The organism is Streptomyces fungicidicus (assembly GCF_003665435.1).
GTDB lineage: Bacteria > Actinomycetota > Actinomycetes > Streptomycetales > Streptomycetaceae > Streptomyces > Streptomyces fungicidicus.
Genome location: NZ_CP023407.1, coordinates 2315867 through 2338303 on the forward strand (window position 1 = coordinate 2315867; position 22437 = coordinate 2338303).

Sequence of the window (22437 nt, forward strand, 5' to 3'; positions counted from 1 at the left end):
CGCTTTCAGGCTGAACTTCAGTGTCAGCTTGCGCTCCTCGCGCGAACCGGTCCTCATCCCGGCCCGCGCCCGTAGCGCACCCCCGCGCTCGCACGCGGGGGCGATCATGGAGGTGACGCGCCGCCGCGTCAGCCGAACAGGTAACCGAACACCGCGTCCCCGACCCGCCGGTCGGTGACCTCGGCGCCGTTGGCCTCCTCACGGGCGAACTTCACGGCCTGCTGGAGCTTCTCGACCCGCTCCACCAGCTCGTTCACCCGCCGCGCGGGGAGCGCTCCGGAGAACTTCACCGTGGTCCAGTACCCGATGGGCACGTCCTCGTAGTACACCTCGACCTGCGCCGGGTGCTTCTCGGTCGCCTCCGCCTTGACGTGGTTGCGGGGGACCTTCTTGGTGCGGATGGTCCGCACCGGGTCCGTCTTCCACCAGTCGGTCGACGGGTCGTGGGACCAGGACTCGGCGGCGTCGAGGGTGGGCAGCTTCTTGACGAAGGTGTGCAGGTCCGTGAGCTGCTTCTCCAGGAAGAGCAGGTAGCTCACCGGAACGTCGGCGACGACCGTCCGCCCCTCGACGGTGACGTCCGCGCGGGCCGCGCAGTTCGCCCAGTCCTTGGTCGCGGTCACGTCGAACAGCCGGGTCAGCGAGGCGGCCATCTCCCGCAGCACGTCCTCCCCCTGCACCTGCACCCGGGTCGACTCGGGCGGCAGCTGCTCACCCTCCTCGTCCTTCGGCTGGTACGTACGCGAGATGCCGGCCAGCAGCGCCGGCTTCTGCACCTTGGCGTGTGCGGCGTTGATGTCCTGGAGCGACTTGCTCTTGACACCCTTCTCGACCGCGATGATCTGGTTCAACTTCGCCATTACGGGCCCCCCTTCGAACAGACAGGAACGTATCCCACCGGCTCGAACGCCCGCACTCTCTTTATCGCTCTGCTCTGACGCTTGTATCGCTACCTGCACGTGAAGTCTGACTGCTCGGTCGTCACACCCATCGCGCGGCGGTCCAGCCCCGCAACTTTGTGGGGCGCCTACCGACCTCCCTATTGTTGCCGGGGTTCCTTCATCCACAGAAGGCCCTTATCCAGGCCAACCATGCCACGGATAAACCCGGAGCCTAGGAGATTCACTGTCGAACGGCTGCCGTCCGTACGACACGGCCGGAAGCCCCTACCTCGAGCCGCGTGAACCGGCCGTCGACACCGCCCTTCACACCATCAAGGCATGTGGACCTCCCACCACCACCGAGCAGAGCATCGTCACCGATCGAAAGATCCCGGTCAGGGCCCGTTGCGCGCCGCCACCCTTGCCCACTGACGGACGGGACGGGCGTCTGGCGCCATGGGGTGACGGAAGGGTCGACGCGGGTCGGCCTCGGCCCACGGCACCAGGGCACCCTCCGGTGCACCCGGCGCGGGCAAGTGCACGGCCAATCGCCGGTAGACATCACCCGCGTGCACGGGCCGGTCGGCCGGCTTCTTGGCGAGTAGTTCCAGGATGAGAGCCTCGACGTCCTCAGGCACGTCCGGACGCCTCACGCGCAGCGGTTCGGGATCCGCCTCCGTATGCAAACTCGGCACCATCAACGGGGACTCATGCTCGAACACCGGTCCACCGGTGAGCATTTCGTAAAGGAGGCAGCCTAGTGCGTACAGGTCGGTGCGCGGATCGACGGACCCGCCCATGACCTGTTCCGGGGCCATGTACTGGACGGTACCGAGCCGTTCACCAGTCATGGTGAGCTTTGCCGCGTCGCTGTCGAGGATGGCGGCTACACCGAAGTCGAGAACCTTGACGATGCCATCGGTCCGGATGCGCACATTGCCCGGCTTGAGGTCTCGGTGGACGACCTGGCGGGTATGCGCCGCGGCCAGCACCGAACAGATCTGCACGCCGACGGAGGCGGCCTCCTCCAGGGTGAGCTGCTCACGCTCGGCAATGTAGTCGCCCAGGTCGAGACCCTGAACGTACTGCATGACGAGGTAGTGAGTACCGGTCTCGGCCCCTAGGTCGTATACGGCGGCGAGCCCGGTGTGGTCGAGTCTGGCGACCGCCTTGGCCTCGCGTTCGAACCGCGCGGCATCATGCGCCAGTTGCGTCGGCGTCAGGCTGTTCGCCGGAGTCATGGTCTTCACGGCGACACCCCGGCCCAGGTGTTCGTCGTCCGCCATCCACACCTGGCCCATACCTCCGTGACCGATGGGGCCCTTGATGCGGTACCGCTTGGCGATGAGCGTTCCGATGTCCATAGGTCACTGAGTGTGCCACTGTTGTGTACGGCGTGATGCCTCACCCTCCGCAATCAGTTCACAAGATAAACCTCAATTCGAACGTTGACACTGTTCACGCATTGATGATGTCATAGGAACTCATGACATCGTGGCCCGCTGCCCGGCCTCACCCGGTACGGTGAACGCGCAGGTCGGCGCGGGATTGAGTGAGGGTTTTGTGGACGTCTTCAAGGTGCACGAGCAGCTGATCGCCGACTACCGGTCCTTCACCACCAGTTCCGTCCTCGTGAGAGACGACCGCATCCAGAACACCGTCGACGAGGCGCTCGTCCAGGGCGACCAGTGGCCCGACCCGTGGCTGTCGCTCAACCCGAGTTTCGCTCCCGGAGGCACGGTGACCCAGCTCGTGCGGGAGGGACTGCTGCACCCGGAGTGCGAGCGGATCTTCCGCGTGGGCAAGGAGAAGAACGGCTCCCTCCAGCAGGGCCGGCCCATCGCCTTCCACCGGCACCAGCGGGACGCCATCGAGGCCGCCCGCGCCGGCGGCAGCTACGTACTGACCACGGGCACGGGCTCCGGCAAGAGCCTCGGCTACATCGTGCCGATCGTGAACCAGGTGCTGCGGGCCAAGCAGGAGGGCACCGCCTCCGGCATCCAGGCGATCATCGTGTACCCGATGAACGCGCTGGCCAACAGCCAGAGGTTCGAGCTGGAGAAGTTCCTGCGCCACGGCTACGGGGAGGGCAGGGAGCCGGTCACGTTCGAGCGCTACACCGGGCAGGAGAAGGAGGACGAGCGCGAGCGGATCCTCAAGGAGCTGCCGGACATCCTGCTCACCAACTACGTGATGCTGGAACTCATGCTCACCCGGCCCCGCGAGCGCAAGGCCCTGATGCGGGCCGCCCAGGGCCTGAAGTTCCTGGTCCTGGACGAACTGCACACCTACCGCGGCCGGCAGGGCGCGGACGTCGCGCTGCTGGTACGCCGGGTCCGTGACGCCTGCGCCGCACCGGACCTCCAGGTCGTCGGCACGTCCGCGACGATGTCCAGCAAGGGCACCCTCCAGGAGCGACGCCAGGACGTGGCCGACGTCGCGACCACCCTCTTCGCCGCCGAGGTCACGCCGGACCGCGTGGTGGGCGAGACCCTGGTGCGGGCCACCCGCGACCACGAGCCGTCCGACGCCGAGCTGACGGAGCGAATCAAGGCGAACGCGCCCTCGACGGAGTACGACGTCCTCAAGGACGACCCACTCGCCTGCTGGATCGAGACCGAGTTCGGCCTGCACACGCTCACCGAGGGGCCGGACGCGGGGACCCTCGTCCGGGCCGAGCCCACCACGGTGGAGAAGGCGGCCCGCAAGCTCGCCGAGCGCACCGGTGAGTCGTACGAGGCGTGCGTCGCGGCCATCCGCGACACGCTGCACGCCGGTTCGCAGGCCAAGAACGACGAGACCGGCCGACCGCTGTTCGCCTTCCGGCTGCACCAGTTCCTGTCCAAGGGCAGCTCGGTGTACGTGTCGCTGGAGGACGAGGAGACCCGGCACATCAGCCGCACCTACCAGCTGCGGGTGCCCGGCGCCAAAGGCAAGATCCTGCTCCCGCTGTCCTTCTGCCGGGAGTGCGGCCAGGAGTACCTGACCGTCGCCCGCGAGGAGCGCAAGGACGGCTCCCTCGCCTTCCGGCCGCGCACCGAGGAGGACGAGGACAACGGTTACCTGTACGTGAGCGCCGAGCACCCGTGGCCCGACGACACCGGCGAGGCCACCGACGCCCAGCGCTTCCCGGACAGCTGGATCGTGACGGATGACAGGAAGGGCGGCGCCCAGGTGCTGGCCGACAGCCGGCGCAAGCGGGTGCCGCAGCCGGTGTGGGTCAAGCCCGACGGCTCGGTCGTCGACCGCGGGCAGGGCCTGTACGCGGCCTACATCCCCATGCCGTTCATGTTCTGCCTCAACTGCGGGGTGAGCTACGAGTCCCCGCGCGGCAACGACTTCGGCAAGCTGATGACGATGGACCGCGAGGGCCGTTCCACGGCGACCTCCCTCATCAGCTCCAGCATCGTGCGCCACCTGAAGGAGCTGCCGAAGGACGACCTCGACGAGGACGCCCGCAAGCTGCTCACCTTCGTCGACAACCGGCAGGACGCCAGTCTCCAGGCCGGTCACTTCAACGACTTCGTACTGGTCACCCAGTTGCGGGGCGCCCTCTACCAGGCCATGGTCGAGGCCGGTGAGGACGGGCTGCTGCACGAGGAACTCGCGCCCGCCGTGGTGGCCAAGCTGGGCCTGTTGCCGCAGAACTACTCCAAGAACCCCAAGGAGGCGTCCCACCAGGCGCGACGCACCCTGCGGGCCCTGACCAAGGTGGTCGAGTACCGGCTGTACCTGGACCTGGAGCGCGGCTGGCGGGTCACCATGCCCAACCTGGAACAGACCGGTCTGCTCCGGCTGGAGTACGCCGACCTTCAGGAGATCGCCGAGGACGAGGAGCGGTGGGCGGGCGCCTGCGGGCCGCTGCGCACCGTCGACCCCGGCAAGCGCGCGGAGCTCGCCCGGATCCTCTTCGACGAGCTGCGGCGGGTGCGCGCGGTGGACTTCCCCACCTTCGAGCAGGCTGACTTCGACGAGCTGCGCAAGGTGTCGTACATGCTGAACGACGCCTGGGGGCTGGCCGAGACGGAGCGCACTCCGCCGCCGCCCGGTACCGCGTACGTCCGTCCCGGGCGCCCGAACCGCTCGCGCAGCGAGCTGAACGTCACCGCCCGGGCCGGCTTCGGCCGGTTCCTGCGCAGGCCGGGCCAGTTCCCGGCGCTGGGGCGTGCGCTGGCCATGGACGAGACGCAGCAGGTGATCGTCGACCTCGCGCACGTGCTGGCGGAGGCCGGCCTGCTCACCGAGGTGCCCACCGGGCGCGGTGAGGAGCCCGGCTACCGCATCAACCACACGGCGGTGGTGTGGACGGCCCGCGACGACGAGTTCGGTGCGGTCGACCGGGTGCGCCGGACCTACGGCAAGGACCGCGGCCCGCGTGTGAACCCGTTCTTCAAGAACCTCTACAAGGAGGTCGCCTCGACGCTCGCCGGCCTGGTCGCCCGGGAGCACACCGCGCAGGTGCCCACGGAGGTCCGCGAGGAGCGCGAGGAGGACTTCCGTGAGGGCACGAAGCTGCCCCTGCTGTACTGCTCCCCCACCATGGAGCTGGGCGTCGACATCGCCAGCCTGAACGCGGTCGCGATGCGCAACGTTCCGCCGACCCCCGCGAACTACGCGCAGCGCAGCGGTCGCGCCGGCCGGTCCGGCCAGCCCGCGCTGGTCACCACGTACTGCGCCACGGGCAACAGCCACGACCAGTACTACTTCCGCCGGTCGGACCAGATGGTCGCGGGCGTCGTCGCCCCGCCCCGGCTGGACCTCGCCAACGAGGACCTGGTCCGCTCGCACGTCCACGCCATCTGGCTCGCCGAAACAGGCCTGGAGCTGGGCAAGCGCATCCCGCACATCCTGGACGCGGCCGGTGAGGCGCCCTCGCTGCGGTTGTTCCCGCATGTGCTCGAGCAGATCCAGGATCCCGCCGCCCAGCGGCGTGCGCTGCGCCGGGCCACCGCGGTCCTCAAGGAGTCGGCGGACCGCCTCGCCGACACCTCGTGGTGGGACGAGCGGTGGCTGGAGCGGACCGTCGACAAGGCGCCGGGGAGGTTCAGGAAGGCGCTGGGCCGCTGGGAGGAGCTGTTCCGCAAGGCGCTGAAGGAGCGGGAGGTCCAGCACCGGCGGATCCTCGACAACACCCTGAACAAGGACGCCTCCGCCCAGGCCGAGCGCCGCCGGCACCAGGCGGAGACCCAGCTCAAGCTGCTGAAGAACGAGGACACCGGCGGCAACAGCCCGCTGTCGGACTTCACGCCGTACCGCTACCTGGCCTCCGAGGGGTTCCTGCCGGGTTACTCCTTCCCCCGGCTGCCGCTGGCCGCGTTCATCCCCGGCACGGGCCGCGCCGCACGCGGCGGGCGGGACGGCGACTACCTCCAGCGTTCCCGCTTCATCGCGATCCGCGAGTTCGGTCCGGGCGCCTTCATCTACCACGAGGGCAGCCGGTTCCAGGTGGACCGCGTTCAGCTTCCGACCAGCGCCGCGGGGGACCTGCAGACCGAGGAGGCCAAGGTGTGCGAGCGCTGCGGCTACCTGCACGTCGGCGAACAGCTCGAGAACACCTGCGACTCCTGCGGCTCTGAGCTGACGGAGTCCCGGTACAACCTGCTCCAGCTGCGCACGGTCTTCACCAGGCGCCGGGACCGGATCTCCTCCGACGAGGAGGAGCGGCAGCGCACCGGCTACGTGGTCGAGGTGTCGTACAAGTTCAACAAGCACGGCGAGCGCGACGGTTCCCTGAACGCCGCCGCCCGCGACACCGACGGCGTCTCGCTCGCCGCGCTGACCTACGGCGACAGCGCGACGGTCCGCCTCACCAACCTGGGCTACCGCCGCAGCAGGCAGCGTTCCGGTTTCTGGCTGGACCCGGTCGAGGGCAAGTGGCTGGACGCCAAAAAGGACCAGGACAAGCCGGGCAAGCAGACCTCCGAGGAGCAGGACGGCCTGGAGAGCGCGGAGAAGGCCGAGCGCAAGGTCCCGGTGATCCCGTACGTCCAGGACACCCGCAACATCCTGGTGCTCCAGCTCGCCGAGAAGGTCGCCCCGGACGTGGCGGTGACCCTTCAGTACGCGCTGGAGCGGGGCATCGAGGCCGAGTTCCAGCTCGAGGACGGCGAGTTGGACACCGAGCAGTTGCCGCCCTACGACGGCCCGCGCGACCGCATCCTGTTCATCGAGAGCGCCGAGGGCGGCGCCGGTGTGCTGCGCCGCCTCCAGGCCGAGCCGGACGCCCTGCGCCGTGCCGCCGCCCGCGCCCTGGAGATCGCACACTTCCGCGCGGACGGCACCAACAAGGGCGGTCCGGAGGGCGGCACCGCCTGCGAGATGGGCTGCTACGACTGCCTGCTGTCGTTCGGCAACCAGCGCGACCACCAGGTCATCGACCGCAAGCTGGTGCGGGACCTGCTGCTGCGCTTCGCCGGCGCCCGGGTCGCCGGGACCGTCCCCGGAGTCTCCCGCGACGAGCATGCACAGGCGCTGCTGGACGGTGCCGACAGCACGCTGGAGCAGAGGTTCGTGGCGTTCCTGACCCGCAACGGACTGCGGCTGCCCGACAAGCAGCAGTACTTCGTCTCCAGCGCCCTGTCCCGCCCGGACTTCGTGTACCAGACGAAGGTGGGCCCGGTCGCGGTCTTCATCGACGGCCCGCACCACGACTCGGAGGTGCAGGCGCAGCGCGACGAGGACGCGCAGGAGCGGCTGTACGACGACGGGTGGGAGGTCATCCGTTTCCGCCACGACGACGACTGGTCCGAGATCGCCCGCAGGTACGGCTCGGTGTTCGGCGTCGGCGACGACTGACCGCGCCCCTCACTCCTCTTCTTCGTACGTCTCTTTCGAAAGGTCCGCCGATGACGCCGCCCACCACCGCCGCTCCCGCCCGGGACGGCAGCCGGGAGTTCGCGGTCGGTTCGCTCGTGCACGCGCGCGGCCGCGAGTGGGTCGTCCTGCCCGACTCCACCCCCGAGCTGCTCGTCCTGCGCCCGCTGGGCGGCACGGACGACGACATCGCCGGGGTGCTGCCCGCACTGGAGACGGTCGAGCACGCCCGCTTCGCCCCGCCGAGCCCGTCCGACCTGGGCGACCAGGCGGCGGCCGGACTGCTGCGCAGCGCGCTGCGCATCGGGTTCCGCTCCAGCGCCGGCCCCTTCCGCTCGTTGGCCGGCATTTCCGTGGAACCGCGCCCGTACCAGTTGGTGCCGCTGCTGATGGCGCTGCGCCAGGAGACCGTGCGGCTGCTGATCGCCGACGACGTCGGCATCGGCAAGACGGTCGAGTCCGGCCTGATCGCGGCCGAGCTGCTGGCCCAGGGCGACGCCCGGGGCCTGGTGGTGCTGTGCAGTCCGGCGCTGGCCGAACAATGGCGGGCGGAGCTGCGCGGAAAGTTCGGCATCGACGCCGAGCTGGTCCTGGCGTCGACGATCGGGCGGCTGGAGCGCGGCCGCCTGTACGGCCAGTCAGTGTTCCGCCCCGACCGCAACTACGTCGTGTCGACCGATTTCATCAAGTCCCCCCGTCACCGGGACGACTTCATCAAGAACTGTCCCGACCTGGTCATCGTCGACGAGGCGCACACGTGCGTCGCGGACACCGGCCAGGGCGGCGCCCGTCAGCAGCGCCAGCAGCGGTACACCCTGCTGCGCGCGCTCGCCGACGACCCGAACCGCCACCTGCTGCTGGTGACGGCGACCCCGCACAGTGGCAAGGAGGAGCCCTTCCGCAATTTGCTGGGGCTGCTTGACGAGCGGCTGGAGACGGTCAGCCTGGACCGGCAGGCGGGCCGCGACCTGCTCGCCCAGCACTTCGTGCAGCGCCGCCGCGCCGACATCCGGGACGACTTCCGCGAGGACGCCAACTTCCCCAGCGACCGCAAGTCCCGGGAGGACGACTACACCCTGCACCCCGACTACCGCCGTCTGCTGGAGGAGGTGCTCTCCTACGCCCGGGAGACCGTCCGCAGCGCGGACGGCGCGCTCCAGCAGCGCATCCGCTGGTGGTCGGCGCTCGCCCTGCTGCGCGCCCTGGGTTCCTCCCCGGCGGCCGTACGCAAGACCCTCCACACGCGGGCCGGCGTACAGGACGCCGACTCGGTGACCGAGGCCGACGCCATCGGCAGCCGGACGGTCACCGACCCGGCCGACGACGAGGCGGCGGAGTCCGCGGACGCCGTCCCCGGCGCGCTGCTCGCCCCCGGCGCGGCCGTCCCGGACGCGGCGGCCCTCGACGAGGAGGACAGGGCCCGGCTGCTGGCCATGGCGGACGCGGCCGAGGCGCTCAAGGGTCCTGCGAAGGACCGCAAGCTGAAGCAGCTCATCGACACGGTGAGGGAGCTGCTGGACGAGGGCTACAACCCGATCGTCTTCTGCCGCTTCATCTCCACCGCCGAGTACGTCAAGGAGCATCTCGACGCGGCCCTCAACAAGGGCGGGAAGGGCAAGAAGGGCACGCCCGGGAAGAAGACGTACGCCGTCGAGGCGGTCACCGGCGAACTCTCCCCCGACCAGCGCGTCGCCCGCATCGCCGCGCTGACGGAGGAGGACGAGGACGGCGAGGCGCCCCCGGAGCGCCGCGTCCTGGTCGCCACCGACTGCCTCTCCGAGGGCGTGAACCTCCAGGAGAGCTTCGACGCGGTCGTCCACTACGACCTCGCCTGGAACCCGACCCGGCACGAGCAGCGCGAGGGCCGCGTCGACCGCTTCGGCCAGCGCCGGGACGTCGTCAAGGCGGTCACCCTGTACGGCTCGGACAACGCGATCGACGGCATCGTGCTGGACGTCCTGCTGCGCAAGCACGCCCGCATCCGCAAGGCCACCGGCATCTCGGTGCCGGTACCGGACTCCTCCGAGAACGTCATGCAGGCGGTGCTGGAGGGCCTGATCCTGCGTGGCGAGCGCCCGCAGTACGAGCAGGAGGGCCTGTTCGCGGTGGAGTCGCCGGCCGGCCGGCAGACGGCCGAGCTGCACCAGGCCTGGCAGAGCGCCGCCGAGCGGGAGAAGGCCTCGCGCTCCCGGTACGCGCAGAACGCGATCAAGCGCGACGAGGTGGCCCAGGAGGTCGCCGAGGTGCGGGCCTCCCTCGGCACCGGCGAGGAGGTGCGCCGCTTCACCCGCCACGCCCTCACGGCCCTGCGCGGCGTGCCCGGCACCCTGCCCGGCGAGCCGGACGGCTTCACGATGAACTCCGAGGCGCTCCCGGCCCCCCTGCGGGACGCCTTCGCCACGCTCCTGGGCCCGCGCCACCCCCGCCCGGTGGCCTTCCACGACGCCCCGACCGCCCCGCGCGGCGAGGTGGCCCTGACCCGCACCGACCCGGTGGTGGCGTCGGTGGCCCGCTTCGTGCTCGACGCGGCGCTGGACGACCAAATGGACCAGTGGCAGCGCCCGGCCCGCCGCTGCGGGGTGGTCCGCACGACGGCCGTGGCCAAGCGCACCACGCTGCTCCTGGTCCGCTACCGCTTCCAGCTCTCGCTGCCCGGCCGGGACGGCGTGCTCCGGCAGCAACTCGCCGAGGACGCCCGCCTGCTGGCCTTCCGGGGGGCGGCAGCGAACCCCGACTGGCTGCCGGAGGACGAGGCGGTCGCCCTGCTGGAGGCACGCGCCTCCCAGAACACCGACCGCGCCCTCGCCCAGGAGCGCATCAAGGACATCCTCGGCTCGCTGGAGTCGCTGATGCCGACGCTGGAGGAGCGCGGCGAGCAGCTCGCGACCCGCCTCCTCGACTCCCACCGCCGGGTGCGCGGCGCCTTCCGCGACGTGCGCGGCGCGACCGGCCCGGCCCGCCGGGGCTTGCGCGTGGACGTCCAGGGCCGCCCCGACGTCCTCGGCGTGTACCACTACCTCCCGGTCCCCGTCCTCGACGGCACGACCACGAACGGGGAAGCCCGCTGATGAGCCTCGCGAAGACCATCGTCACCGACTCCGTCCTCACCGTGGGCGGCCTGCTGCCGCCGGACATGCTGACCCGTGTACGCGACGGCAAGGACGTGCCGGGCGCCCAGCCGAAGGACTACGGCCTGTTCGCGGCCAACGACACGGTCCGGGACGCGGCCGAGCGCTCCTGGGCGTACCTCAAGGGCGTGTGGACGGCCTACCGGGACTCGCTCGCCAAGGGCGGCGCCCTCGACAACGAGGGCATCCCGGCGGTCGGCGTGACCGTCGAGCGCTGGCTGCTGCCCCTGTTCGAGCAACTGGGCTACGGCCGCCTGCCCGACGCCCCGGCCGGGGGCCTGCCGTCGGCGGACGGCGAGAAGCGGTTCCCGGTCAGCCACGCCTGGCAGTCCGCGCCGGTCCACCTGACCGGCTGGAACGTCGACCTGGACCGCAGGTCTTCCACCGTCCCCGGCCCGGCCCCGCAGTCGCTGCTCCAGGAGTACCTCAACCGCAGCGGCGCGGACACCCTGTGGGGCCTGCTGTCCAACGGCCGGCTGCTGCGCCTGCTGCGCGACTCGACGTCCATGGTCGGCTCGGCCTACGTCGAGTTCGACGTCGAGGCGATCTTCGAGGGCGACCGCTTCGCCGACTTCCTGCTGCTGTGGCGCCTGACCCACCGCTCCCGCTTCGAGGCGCACGGCGACAGCGGCGCGGCGGGCTGCTGGCTGGAGCGGTGGCGCACGGAGGCGATCGCCAGCGGCACCCGCGCCATGGAGCAGCTCCGCAAGGGTGTGGAGAAGGCCCTGGTGATCCTGGGCACCGGCTTCATCCAGCACCGGGACAACGCGGACTTCCGGCGGAGGCTGGACGAGTCCGAGGTGACCGTCCGCGCCATGCACCCGGCGCTGCTCAACCTCGTCTACCGCCTGCTGTTCCTCTTCGTCGCCGAGGACCGCGGCCTGCTGATCCCGCCGGACACCCCGGACGACGCCCGCGAACGCTACGAGAAGTATTTCTCCACCGCCCGTCTGCGCCGCACCGCCATACGCCGCACCGGCGGCCCGCACGGCGACCAGTGGCACGCGCTGCGCCTGGTACTGGAGGGTCTGGGCCGGGAGGGCGGCCGGCCCGAGATCGGCCTGCCCGGCCTGGGCGGCCTGTTCGAGCGCTCGGAGGCGGACGCCGTCCTGGACGGCCTGGAACTGCCGAACGAGGCGCTGTTCACGGCGGTCAGGGCCCTGTCCGTGGTGACCGACCCCAAGCTGAACCGCCCGCGCCGGGTCGACTACCGTCACCTGGGCGCGGAGGAACTGGGCTCCATCTACGAGTCCCTGCTGGAACTGGTCCCCCGCTTCAACCCGGCGGCCAACTCCTTCGAGCTGCGCACCCTCGCCGGCAACGAGCGCAAGACGACCGGCTCGTACTACACACCGTCCCCGCTGATCGACTGCCTACTCGACTCGGCTCTGGACCCGGTGATAGACGACGCGGTCAAGTCGGGCGCGACCCGGGAGGAGCAGGAGGCCGCGCTGCTGCGGCTGACGGTCTGCGACCCTGCTTGCGGTTCGGGCCACTTCCTGGTGGCGGCGGCCCGCCGCATCGCCAAGCGGCTGGCCGCGGTGCGCACGGACTCGCCCGAGCCGAGCGCGGAGGCGACGCGTACGGCGCTGCGGGACGTGATCGGCCGGTGCATCTACGGCGTCGACCTCAACGAGATGGCCGTGGAACTGGCCAAGGTGTCGCTGTGGATCGAGTCCCTGGAGCCCGGAAAGCCGCTCGGCTTCCTGGACTCCCACATCAAGCACGGCAACGGCCTGGTGGGCACCACACCGAAGCTGCTGGCCGAGGGCCTGCCGGACGACGCCTTCAAGGTGATCGAGGGCGACGACAAGAAGTGGGTCGCCGCGCTGAAGAAGCGCAACAAGGCCGAGCGGGAGGCCTGGAAGGCCCGCCTGGCCGGCGTCCACCAGGGCGAGCTGTTCGGGTCGGCGACGGCGCTGGCGTCCTCCAACGCGAAGCTGGCGCGGGCCGCGGCCGGCATCACTGCGGCGCGGAACGACAAGCTGGAGTACGTCCACGAGCAGCGGGACGCGTACGTGGCGCTGACGCAGGACCCCGACTCGGACTACCTGCGGGAACGGGAACTGGCGGATGCGTGGTGCGCCGCGTTCGTCTGGGAGAAGACCCCGGAGGCCGCTCCGCCGCCGCTGACCCTGGAGGGACTGCTGAGCCTGCGGGCGGACGGCTGGAAGAAGCTGCCGGAGGGGACGAAGGACGCGGTCGTCCGGCTGCGGAACGACTACCGGTTCTTCCACTGGCACCTGGAGTTCCCGGAGGTGTTCTCGGTGCCGGAGGACGGCGACACCTCGGCCGGGGTGGACGAACGGACGCGGTGGGGCGGAGGGTTCAGTTGTGTGCTGGGGAACCCGCCGTGGGAGCGGGTCAAGCTCCAGGAGCAGGAGTTTTTCGCCACGCGCAGTGAGGAGATCGCCACGGCGCCGAACAAGGCGGCCCGGGATCGGCTGATCAAGGCGCTGGCGACGAGCGAGGAGCCGGCGAAGCGGAGACTGCTGACGGACTTCGCCGAGGCCAAGCGCCAGGCGGAGGGCGTGAGCCACCTGCTGCGCGACTCCGGCCGCTTCCCGCTCGCCGGCCGGGGCGACGTCAACACGTACGCGGTGTTCGCCGAGGCCGCGTCCCTCGGCATCGCCCCGCACGGCCGCTTCGGCCTGGTCCTGCCGACGGGCATCGCCACGGACGCGACGACGGCGCCGTTCTTCTCGGACCTGGTGCGCAGCGCGCGGCTGGCGTCCTTCCTGGACTTCGAGAACGAGGCGTTCCTGCTGAGCCGGGCGGTGGACCACCGGGTCCGCTTCTGCCTGCTGACGGTCGCGGGCCGTAAGGAGCGGGTGCGGGAGGCGTCGTTCGCCTTCGGCACCCGCTACATGGAGGATCTGCCGAGCCGCCGCTTCGCGATGCCGCCGGAGGAGATCCTGCTGGTCAACCCCAACACGGGTACCCTGCCGGTGTTCCGGTCGCGGCGGGACGCGGAGATCACGCTGGGGATCTACCGCCGGGTGCCGGTGCTCATCAGGGAGGGGGACCCGGAGGGCAACCCGTGGGGCCTGTCGTTCATGCGGATGTTCGACATGTCCAACGACTCCCACCTGTTCCGCACACAGGAGCAGTTGACGGCCGAGGGCTGGACCCTGAAGGGCAACGTCTTCGAGCGGGACGGCCAGCGGTACCTCCCGCTGTACGAGGCGAAGATGCTGCACCACTTCGACCACCGCCTCGGCACGTACGAGGGACAGACCGAGGCCCAGGCCAACATGGGGACCCTGCCTCGGGTGACGCCGGAACAGCACGACGATCCCGAGTTCGCGCCGATGCCGCGGTACTGGGTGCCGGAGTTCGACGTGTTCACGGGGAAGCAGGACCGGAAGGGCAACCCGGTGAAGGAGCCGGGGGTGGCTTCGCGGTTGGCGGAGAAGGGCTGGCACCGTGGTTGGCTGATGGGGTGGCGGGATATTGCCCGGTCGACCGATACGCGAACGACAATGGCCACGGTGCTTCCTCCGTACGGCATTGGTCACACGTACCCGCTCATGTTCCCCGAGGACGCATCCTCCGCAGCCTTTCTCCAGGCGTGCCTGAGCTCGTTCGCATTCGACTACGCCATCCGGCAGAAGATCGTTGGCACACACCTGACGTATGGCTACATGTACCAGTTGCCCGTACCGTCGTTGTCCACGCTCGATGAGCAAGAGCTGGATGTCATCTGGTTCACGAGTCGGGTCACTGAACTCGTCTATACCTCGAATGACATGGCCGACTTCGCTCGTGACTTGGGTGACAACGGTCCTGCTTTCCGCTGGGACAAAGCCCGCCGTGACTTGCTCCGCGCAGAGCTGGAAGCTGCCTTCTTCCATCTCTATGGACTCAACAACGAGGAAGTCGAGCACGTCATGAATACGTTCCCCGTCATCAGACGAGAGGACGAAGCCGCCCACGGCACCTACCGCACCAAGAACCTGATCCTCGACATCTACGACCGCATGACCGAGGCCCGGCGTACCGGCACCGCCTACCGGACCGTCCTCGACCCGCCCCCCGGCCAGGGCCCCCGCCACCCGGCGTGACCTGACCGCCCCGCCTGAGCACCCCCACCGGCGCGCCGCCCCGCCCGGGTGGCGCGCCGTACTCGGCGCAACCACCGCCCGCCCACCTCACCGCACAGGCAGCCGCTTATGGAACCGCGCAACTACCGCATGGTCGTCTCGACCGCGCAGGACTTCGTGACCACCTCCGCCGAAGCCGACCGCCAACTGCACTACTGGCTCGGCAAGATGAAGCGGTACGACACCTCCGCCCTGGACAAGGGCCGCAATGAGATAGCCGAGGGCGTCACCCTCGACCACGACGCGGCGGCGGGCCGGCACGGCTCGTACTCCCGCTGGCGACTCCGCGAGAACCGGCCGGACAACCAGGGCACCTGGCAGTCCACCGTCGTGGTCCGCTCGGACAACGGCAAGGACTCCCGCCGCACCTGGCTCCAGGTGGACATCGAGCACCAGCCGGCTCCCGGCCAGGCACACATCCGTGCGAACACGCCCGGCATAGCCAAACTCCTCCTCGATGCCGTCCCCGCACAGGACGGCCTCGCCGAAGTCGGGACGGTTCCGAAGTTCATCGAACAGGACGACGTGGAGGAGGTGATCGAGGAACTCTGCGAGCAGGACCGCAGACTGCCTGTCGTCGTGGCAAGTGTTCCGTACGGACAGGATGCGGAAGCCTGGACGAAACGGGTCGTCGAACCGGTCTTCCGGCACCTCAGTGGTCTCGCCGTCATGTACGTCCTCCGGCCGGAGGCCCAGCAGTCCTTCAACGCGGCCCTCGAACACCACCCGGTCTTCGGGGGTGGCGTCCGCACCTACCTTCCCGGCGTGGACCCGGCCTGGCAGCCCGACGCCCAGCGTCACCCCGTGATGTCCCGGTCCACCATCGAGGCGAACGTCGGACGAGCGGCGGCGATCCTCGCGTCCCTTCCCCAGCGCCTGGCGCTGAGCCACCCCCTCCCGGAACCGCTGGACACCCTGCCGTTCCAGCGCAGCCGCCCCCGCCCGGTTGTCGACACGTCCAGCCTGGAAGAGCTTCGCAAGGAGCTGCGCAAGGTCGACACCCAGCGCCAGGAGGCGGAGCAGCGCGAGGAGTCGAAGGACCAGCAGATCCGTGAGTTCCGTCTTCGTGTCAAGGAGGCGGATGACCGGGACTTCGAGCAGATCGTCGAGAACGACCAGCTGTACCGGGACTTCCAGGACGCCCACCGCAAAGTCCGCTTCCTGCAGAAGAAGCTCGAAGAGGCCGGTCTCCACGCGCTGGCCCACACACCGCCCCCGGAGCCCGAGGACCAGCCGGCCACCTTCGCAGAGATCCTCGACCGCATGGACGAGTTCACATACCTGCGATTCACCGGGAACCCCAAGAAGACCAAGGATCTGGACGCCCAGTGCATCGTCAACTGGGTGACCGTCGCCTGGGACGCCTTGCACACGCTGAACGACTACGCCGCAGCGTCCGCCGCGGGAACGACGGGCGGCGACTTCCGCCACTGGTGCGACAACCTTCCGGACGGAGCCTCGAACCGCTTCCCGTCCGCCAAGGTCAAGATGAAGGAGTCCGAGACGGTCGGGAACAACGCGAAGTGGCGTCGCCAGCGCACGTTCCCCGTGCCGACGTCCGTCGCCAAGGAGGGCAAGCTCTTCATGCAGGCCCACCTGCGGATCGGCGGGGGCAACACGGTGTCACCCCGGCTCTACTTCCATGACGACGGAGTCGGCACAGGGCTCGTCTACGTGGGGTACATCGGGGAGCACCCCGACAACACGCAGACCTGAGCCGACGACTCGCGGGTGGGTCAGCGTCCGACGGCGAACCGTACGAACGCGGCCCACTCCGTGGCGGAGACGGTGAGTTCAGCGCGGGCGGGCACCTTGGAGTCGCGGACGTGGATCGCGCCGGGCGTGACGGCGGCTTCCAGGCATTCGCCGCCCTCGTTGCCGCTGTAGCTGCTCTTGAACCAGGTGAGGGGAGCGGATTCCGCAGTACTCATAGCTCTGCCACCATCTTCTCGATCAAGGCAAGGGACTCCTGCATGGTAAGCGCCTGCGCCCGGATGCTTCCGTACCGTGCAGCCAGGATGCGGACTTCCTCGGCATCCGTGAGCAGTCGGCTGGAGCTCTGCGCCTCCACGTAGCCCAGTTGAGACTTCCCCTTGGGGGTCAGCAAGATGAAGGAGCCACCCATGCCCGCGTGCTGGGTGCGTCCGGTCGGCATCACCTGCAGTTCCACGTTGCGCAGCCGGGCCAGTCGAAGCAGTTGATCCAACTGCTCCCTGTGAACGTCCCGATCACCCAGCGGACGCCGGAAGACCACCTCCTCGACGACAGCCGTGATCATCGGCGGGGGCCACTGGGTGAGAATGTCCTGCCGTGCCAGCCGAGAAGCCACCCGCTGCTCCACCAACTCCTCTTCCAGCAACGGCTTACGCATCTCGTACAAGGCCCGAATCCGCCGTTCGGTCTGGAACAAGCCGGGGATGTCATGGCAGTTGTAGAAGTTGATCTCAACCGCCTCCCGCTCCAACCGCGCATAGTCCCGGAACCAAGCCGGATGCCGGACCCGTGCCTTCGCCTTCGCCCTCTCCACGTCCTCGATCGTGGCCCGCAGCAGCCCACCCGCCCCCAGCAGTTCGTCAGCCGCCTCCAAGAACTCCCGTTGCGGCGTCCGCCTCCCCCGTTCCAGCGAGGAGACGAGGTCCTCGCTGTATCCGAGCCGGTCCCCCAGCTCCCGCTGGGTGAACCCGGCCCGTTCCCGGAGCAGCTTGACCTGCTTGCCCACCGCCCGCATCAGGTCACCGCTCAACTCCCCCTCGTCGTAAACCCCCTGCGCCTCCACCGCCGCCTCGGACACGACTGCCCCCTTTCTCAGGTCACGACCGACACCCCGCACACGACACTTTCTGTGCCGGTACAGGCACCCTCCGTACTGACGGATGTGCTGGTCAGAGTAGAGCGGACCGACCACGCTCGGTGACGTGAAGACGCAGATCTCCCCCCTTCGATTCAGCCAGCTCTTCAGCCCCACTCCGCGTGGCGCCCGCCTGGCCCGTTTGCTGACCGTGCAGCAGCTCGACGCGTGGGGCTGGCCGCCGGCCTGCGCGGTGAGCGAGTCGGCCGCACTCGTCGTCGCCGAGCTGAGCGCCAACGCGGTGACCCACGGGCGCGCGCAGGGCCGTGGGTTCCGGCTCACGCTCACCGTCGAGACACCCGACGCCGACACACTCCGTGTCGAGGTGACCGACGCCCGGGGCGACCGCGCGCCCCGGCCCCGTACGACCGCCGCCGACCCCGCCGCCGAATCCGGCCGCGGCCTGCTCCTCGTCAAAGCCCTGACCACCCGCTGGGGATGCGATCCCTACCCGCCCTCCGGGAAGACCGTGTGGGCATGTCTCCCGCTCTCCTGACGGGGAATGCGAGACAGTCCGTCCACAGACGGACACACACCGTGGACAATCCCCCGGGGAGGTGGAGAGAATTCCGATCACACTGTGGGGAGGGGACGTACGGGTGGGGGAGAACAGCGCGTTGGACGGCGCCGTGCCGCGCATCTCGCAGGGGATCGAGGTGTACGCCGGCAAGGACGGGGCCGTGTCGTGGAGCGGCGTCGAGCTGACGGCCGACGTGATGCGGGAGTTACGCGAAGGGCCGTGGGCGGAGCGGGTCGGTGATCTCGCCGCCACTCGCGACTTCCTGACCGAGTTACGAGGCCTCGCCACGACGGACATGGAGACCGACACCCTCAAGGCCCTCCTGGCGAGCGAGCCGGAACCCCTCCCCTGGCAGGTCGGCGAAGCCCTCGCCGAGGTGCTGCTGGAGCACTGGCACGGGGCACTGTGGCTGTGGGACGGCGCCCGTGACCGGCGTACGCGCAAGGCGAGCCTGCCGGGTGCCGACCTGGTCGGCCTGTGCGTGGCGGACGGCTCGGCGCGGCTGCTGTTCGGCGAGGTCAAGTCGTCCTCCGAGCAGTCCGCCCCGCCGGGCGTCATGACGGGCTCGGACGGCATGATCCACCAGCTCGAGAAGCTCTCCGCGAAGGACGACCACCTCACGCTCATGAAGTGGCTGCGTTTCCGGTGTCTGACCCCGGAGCACAAGGCCGCCTACCAGACCGCGGCCGGGCGCTGGGTGAAGTCGATGGGCAAGGACGTCCAGCTCTTCGGCTGTCTGGTGCGCGACACCGCGCCGGAGCCGAAGGACCTGAGCAACCGGGCCAAGGAACTCGCCAAGACGGTCGTGGAGCCGATGCATGCGCTGCTCACGGCCTGGTACCTCCCCGTGGCCATGTCCTCATGGCCCGACCACGTGGGGGTGCTCGACCATGGCTGACCTGGGCTGGCTGGACGACGTACTCGACCCGGCCCTCGTGGCCGAGGCCGGTGAGCGGGCGCACCGCGTGCTCATCGGGTCCGCGTTGCGCGCGGTGGAGGGAGAGGTCCCGCCGGGGCCCGAGGAGGGCTACGAGGCGGTGGGTTTCGCGGTGGACGCGCTGGACCTGCTGGCCTGGGACGCCATCGCCGAGGATCCGAAGGCGGAGTCGACGCGGCGGCTGTGCGGGCAGATGTTCGCGCTGGCGCGGGCCCGGCTGCCCGCCTGGGACTCGCCGGAGGCCCGGCTCGAGCTGCTGCGGACGGCGTGCCTGGGCTGGATCGCGGACGAGACACCGCTCGCCGCCCGGCTGCTGGCGGACGTGGAGCTGCCCTCCGAGCCGCGGTTGGCCGACGACTGGGAGTCCCGGGTGCGGCGCGGCACCGCCGACGCGTGGCTGCTGCTGCTACGCAAGCGCGGATGGGACGACCTGGACGCCCTGGACCAGCTCCTGGTGCGGCTGCGGTGGGAGCAGGAAGGGCTGGAGGAGCCGTACCTCTCGGCTGCGGGTGACGACGCGCGTCCCGCCGCCTGGTCGCTGGCCGCGCACTACCACCTGCTCAAGACGGCGGAGCTGCTCGCCGAGTACCTGGCGACGGGTGCGCTGATGCGGGGGCGGCGGCCGAGCCGTCACTACGGGGTGCGCGAGCGTGTGCAGTCGCACTGCGACCGCGCGCTGGAGGCGGCCGTGGCCTCGGCCGACCCGGATCTGGAAGTGCTCGTCCGGCTGCTGGCCGCGACCGCCGACCAGATCATCGACAACAGCCTGTGGACGGTGGCTCGCGCGGTCAGCCCGGAGGTGAACGCCTTCGTGGCCTCGCTGGTCGACCGGGACCGGCCGCGCCCCATCTTCGAGGTGCTGCCGCCGCAGCGGGTGGCCCTCGCGGAACAGGGTCTGATCCGCACGGCGCACCGGAGTGTGGTGGTCAGTCTCCCGACGAGTGCGGGCAAGACGCTGATCGCCCAGTTCCGCATCCTCCAGGCGCTCAACGCCTACGACAAGCAGCAGGGCTGGGTCGCCTACGTCGCCCCGAACCGGGCGCTGGTGAACCAGGTGACGCGGCGGCTGCGCCGCGACTTCGCGGGCCTCGGCATCGGGGTGGAACGGATCAGCCCCGCCCTGGAGTTCGACGGCCTGGAGGAGGACATGCTCACGGACCGCGGCGAGGGGCGGTTCCGGGTGCTGGTGTCGACCCCGGAGAAACTGGACCTGCTGCTGCGGTCGGGATGGCAGGAGAGGATCGGGCGTCCGCTCTGCCTGGTGGTGGCAGACGAGGCCCACCAACTGGGCGAGGGCAAACGCGCGATCAAACTGGAACTGTTGCTGGCGACCGTCAACCGAGAGGCCCTGGACGCCGGTTTCCTGCTGCTGACACCGTTCATCGACAACGGGGACGTCATCGCCGAATGGCTGGACAGCGGCAGCCGGCAGTCGGTCGGGCTGTCCGTGGACTGGGCACCGAACGACCGCATCCTCGCGCTCGCCCTACGGGAACGCACCCCGGGCGCCGGCGGTTTCCGGGTCGCCCTGGAGACCCTGGTCACCAGCCGCAGAACACTCAGCGTGCCGGACACCCTGCCGCTGGACGGCAACCGGCCGCTCGGACTGACCTGGTCGCAGGCGAGCAGCCCGACCAAGCTGGCCGCCGCGACGGCGTCCGTGCTGGCCGGGCGGGGACAGACCATCACCCTGGCCGGGCGGCCGGACTACGCCTGGTCGATCGCCAAGCTGCTCGCCGGTGGCCGGGAGGACGTGCCGGACCCCGGCGAGGATCTGCGGGCCGTCCAGGACGTGGTGGCGGAGGAGTTCGGCCCGGACTTCCCACTGGTGGGGTTGCTGGGCAAGGGCATCGGAATCCACCACCGCGGCCTGCCCGACGACATCCGCACCCTCACCGAGTACCTGATGGAGTCGGGTGATCTGACCCACCTGGTCTCCACCACCACCATCGCCCAAGGCGTCAATTTCCCCGTGGCGAACGTCGTCCTGGCCTCCCACCAGTTCCCGTACGGGGAGGACATCCCGGCCCCGGACTTCTGGAACCTGGCCGGTCGCGCCGGCCGGGTCGAGCAGGGCGAGGTGGGGCTGATCGCGCTGGCGGCCACGGACGAGGTGCGGGCCGGGAAACTGCGGGCGTTCGTCGGCCGCCAGGTGACGGAGCTGAACTCCACCCTCGTCGAGATGGTGCGGACGGCCCTGAGCAGTTACGGGCACCTGGACTTGCGCACCCTCGCCCACCTCCCCCAGTGGTCGGCGTTCGTGCAGTACCTGGCCCACACCTACCGGCAGATCGGGGACGCCGAGGAGTTCGCGGAGGAGATCGAGCAGATCTTGCGCGGCACCCTGGGATTCCAGGACCTGCGGCGCACGGACCGCGGCTGGGCGGCGGAGCTGACGCGCAGCGTGCGGGCGTACGCGGAGCGGCTGTCCGGGCAGCCGCTGGCTCTCGTCGACAGTACGGGTTTCTCCTGGGAGAGCGTGTCGGCGACCCTGGGACGGCTGAGCGACGCGCGCATCGGCCGCGATGTGTGGGAGCAACCCCTCTTCGAGGGCGACCGCCGCCCGTTGGCCCAGCTCATCGGTGTCATGCTGGAGGTTCCGGAACTCAGGGACAACCTGGTCGAGGTGACCAACGAGCACGAGGGCCGCAGCGGGGACTTCGTCGCCCGCGTCATGCAGGACTGGGTGAACGGCGCGTCAATGCGGCAGCTCGCCGCCGACCACTTCGCGAAGGCCGGCACGAGGGACGAGCTCAAGGCGATCACCAAGTGCTGCCAGCGCCTGTTCGGCGAGCTGGCGCCCACGGTCTCCTGGGGCCTGTCGGCGCTCCAGTCGCTAACCCTGGGCAAGAACTTCGCCACCCTGCCGGCCGAGACCCAGCGCGAGCTGCGCAACATCCCGTCGTACGCCTACTACGGCGTTCGCACCGAGGACGCAATCGCGATGCGGCTCGCGGGCGTACCGCGGTCGGCGGCGGACCGGATGGCCGCGACGAACACCGACGGGACCCCCGCGGGCGGCCCCGCGGCGGCTCGCAGTCGGCTCGCCGCGCTCCCCGAGACGGCCTGGCGGTCGGCCCTGGGCGCCAAGGGCCCGGCCTACCGGACGGTCTGGCGGATCCTCGACGGGGCTCGATAGGGCGAACCTGTTCGGGCCGTTCGGACACCCGTCCTTCCGCCAGACACGGATACCCGCTCGTCGCGGAC

General features: G+C 70.1%; 11 protein-coding genes. 7 read left to right on the forward strand and 4 right to left on the reverse strand.

Annotated elements, in window-relative coordinates; genetic code table 11:
- Positions 1-128: 128 nt before the first annotated feature.
- Positions 129-860, reverse strand: a complete 732-nt coding sequence (locus CNQ36_RS10445) for a DUF7873 family protein (RefSeq protein ID WP_121545772.1) — start codon at positions 858-860, stop codon at positions 129-131.
- Positions 861-1276: 416 nt separating this feature from the next.
- The gene (locus tag CNQ36_RS10450; RefSeq protein ID WP_121545773.1) at positions 1277-2245 is read right to left on the reverse strand and encodes a serine/threonine-protein kinase; all 969 of its coding nucleotides are present in this window, start codon (positions 2243-2245) and stop codon (positions 1277-1279) included.
- Positions 2246-2444: 199 nt separating this feature from the next.
- Here CNQ36_RS10450 and CNQ36_RS10455 point away from each other — a divergent pair, with 199 nt between their 5' ends.
- From CNQ36_RS10455 to CNQ36_RS10470, 4 genes are all read left to right on the forward strand, one after another.
- Complete coding sequence (locus tag CNQ36_RS10455; protein WP_121545774.1) at positions 2445-7676, forward strand: DEAD/DEAH box helicase; 5232 nt, start codon at positions 2445-2447, stop codon at positions 7674-7676.
- A 50-nt stretch (positions 7677-7726) separates the two neighbouring features.
- Entirely contained in the window at positions 7727-10762 is a 3036-nt protein-coding gene (locus tag CNQ36_RS10460) for a helicase-related protein (RefSeq protein ID WP_121545775.1), read from the forward strand.
- Positions 10762-14886, forward strand: a complete 4125-nt coding sequence (locus tag CNQ36_RS10465; protein ID WP_121545776.1) for an Eco57I restriction-modification methylase domain-containing protein — start codon at positions 10762-10764, stop codon at positions 14884-14886. Before CNQ36_RS10460 ends, CNQ36_RS10465 begins: the two co-directional genes overlap by 1 nt.
- A 108-nt stretch (positions 14887-14994) precedes the next feature.
- The gene (locus CNQ36_RS10470) at positions 14995-16641 is read left to right on the forward strand and encodes a hypothetical protein (RefSeq protein ID WP_228312945.1); all 1647 of its coding nucleotides are present in this window, start codon (positions 14995-14997) and stop codon (positions 16639-16641) included.
- 20 nt (positions 16642-16661) lie between these two features.
- Here CNQ36_RS10470 and CNQ36_RS10475 read toward each other — a convergent pair whose 3' ends face one another.
- Complete coding sequence (locus tag CNQ36_RS10475; RefSeq protein WP_121545778.1) at positions 16662-16856, reverse strand: DUF397 domain-containing protein; 195 nt, start codon at positions 16854-16856, stop codon at positions 16662-16664.
- Positions 16853-17653: a helix-turn-helix domain-containing protein gene (locus CNQ36_RS10480; protein ID WP_121548416.1), complete on the reverse strand. Its 801-nt coding sequence runs from the start codon at positions 17651-17653 to the stop codon at positions 16853-16855. The genes CNQ36_RS10475 and CNQ36_RS10480 overlap by 4 nt, the downstream gene beginning before the upstream one ends.
- Before the next feature lie 187 nt (positions 17654-17840).
- Between CNQ36_RS10480 and CNQ36_RS10485 the strand changes: the two genes are divergently transcribed.
- The 3 genes from CNQ36_RS10485 to CNQ36_RS10495 all read left to right on the forward strand — a co-directional run bounded on the left by CNQ36_RS10485 (position 17841) and on the right by CNQ36_RS10495 (position 22369).
- Positions 17841-18269, forward strand: a complete 429-nt coding sequence (locus CNQ36_RS10485) for an ATP-binding protein (RefSeq protein WP_121545779.1) — start codon at positions 17841-17843, stop codon at positions 18267-18269.
- 103 nt (positions 18270-18372) lie between these two features.
- Positions 18373-19191 (forward strand): hypothetical protein, encoded by an 819-nt coding sequence (locus tag CNQ36_RS10490; protein ID WP_121545780.1) that lies wholly within the window; start codon positions 18373-18375, stop codon positions 19189-19191.
- Positions 19184-22369, forward strand: a complete 3186-nt coding sequence (locus CNQ36_RS10495; RefSeq protein ID WP_121545781.1) for a DEAD/DEAH box helicase — start codon at positions 19184-19186, stop codon at positions 22367-22369. Before CNQ36_RS10490 ends, CNQ36_RS10495 begins: the two co-directional genes overlap by 8 nt.
- The last annotated feature ends 68 nt before the right edge of the window (positions 22370-22437 follow it).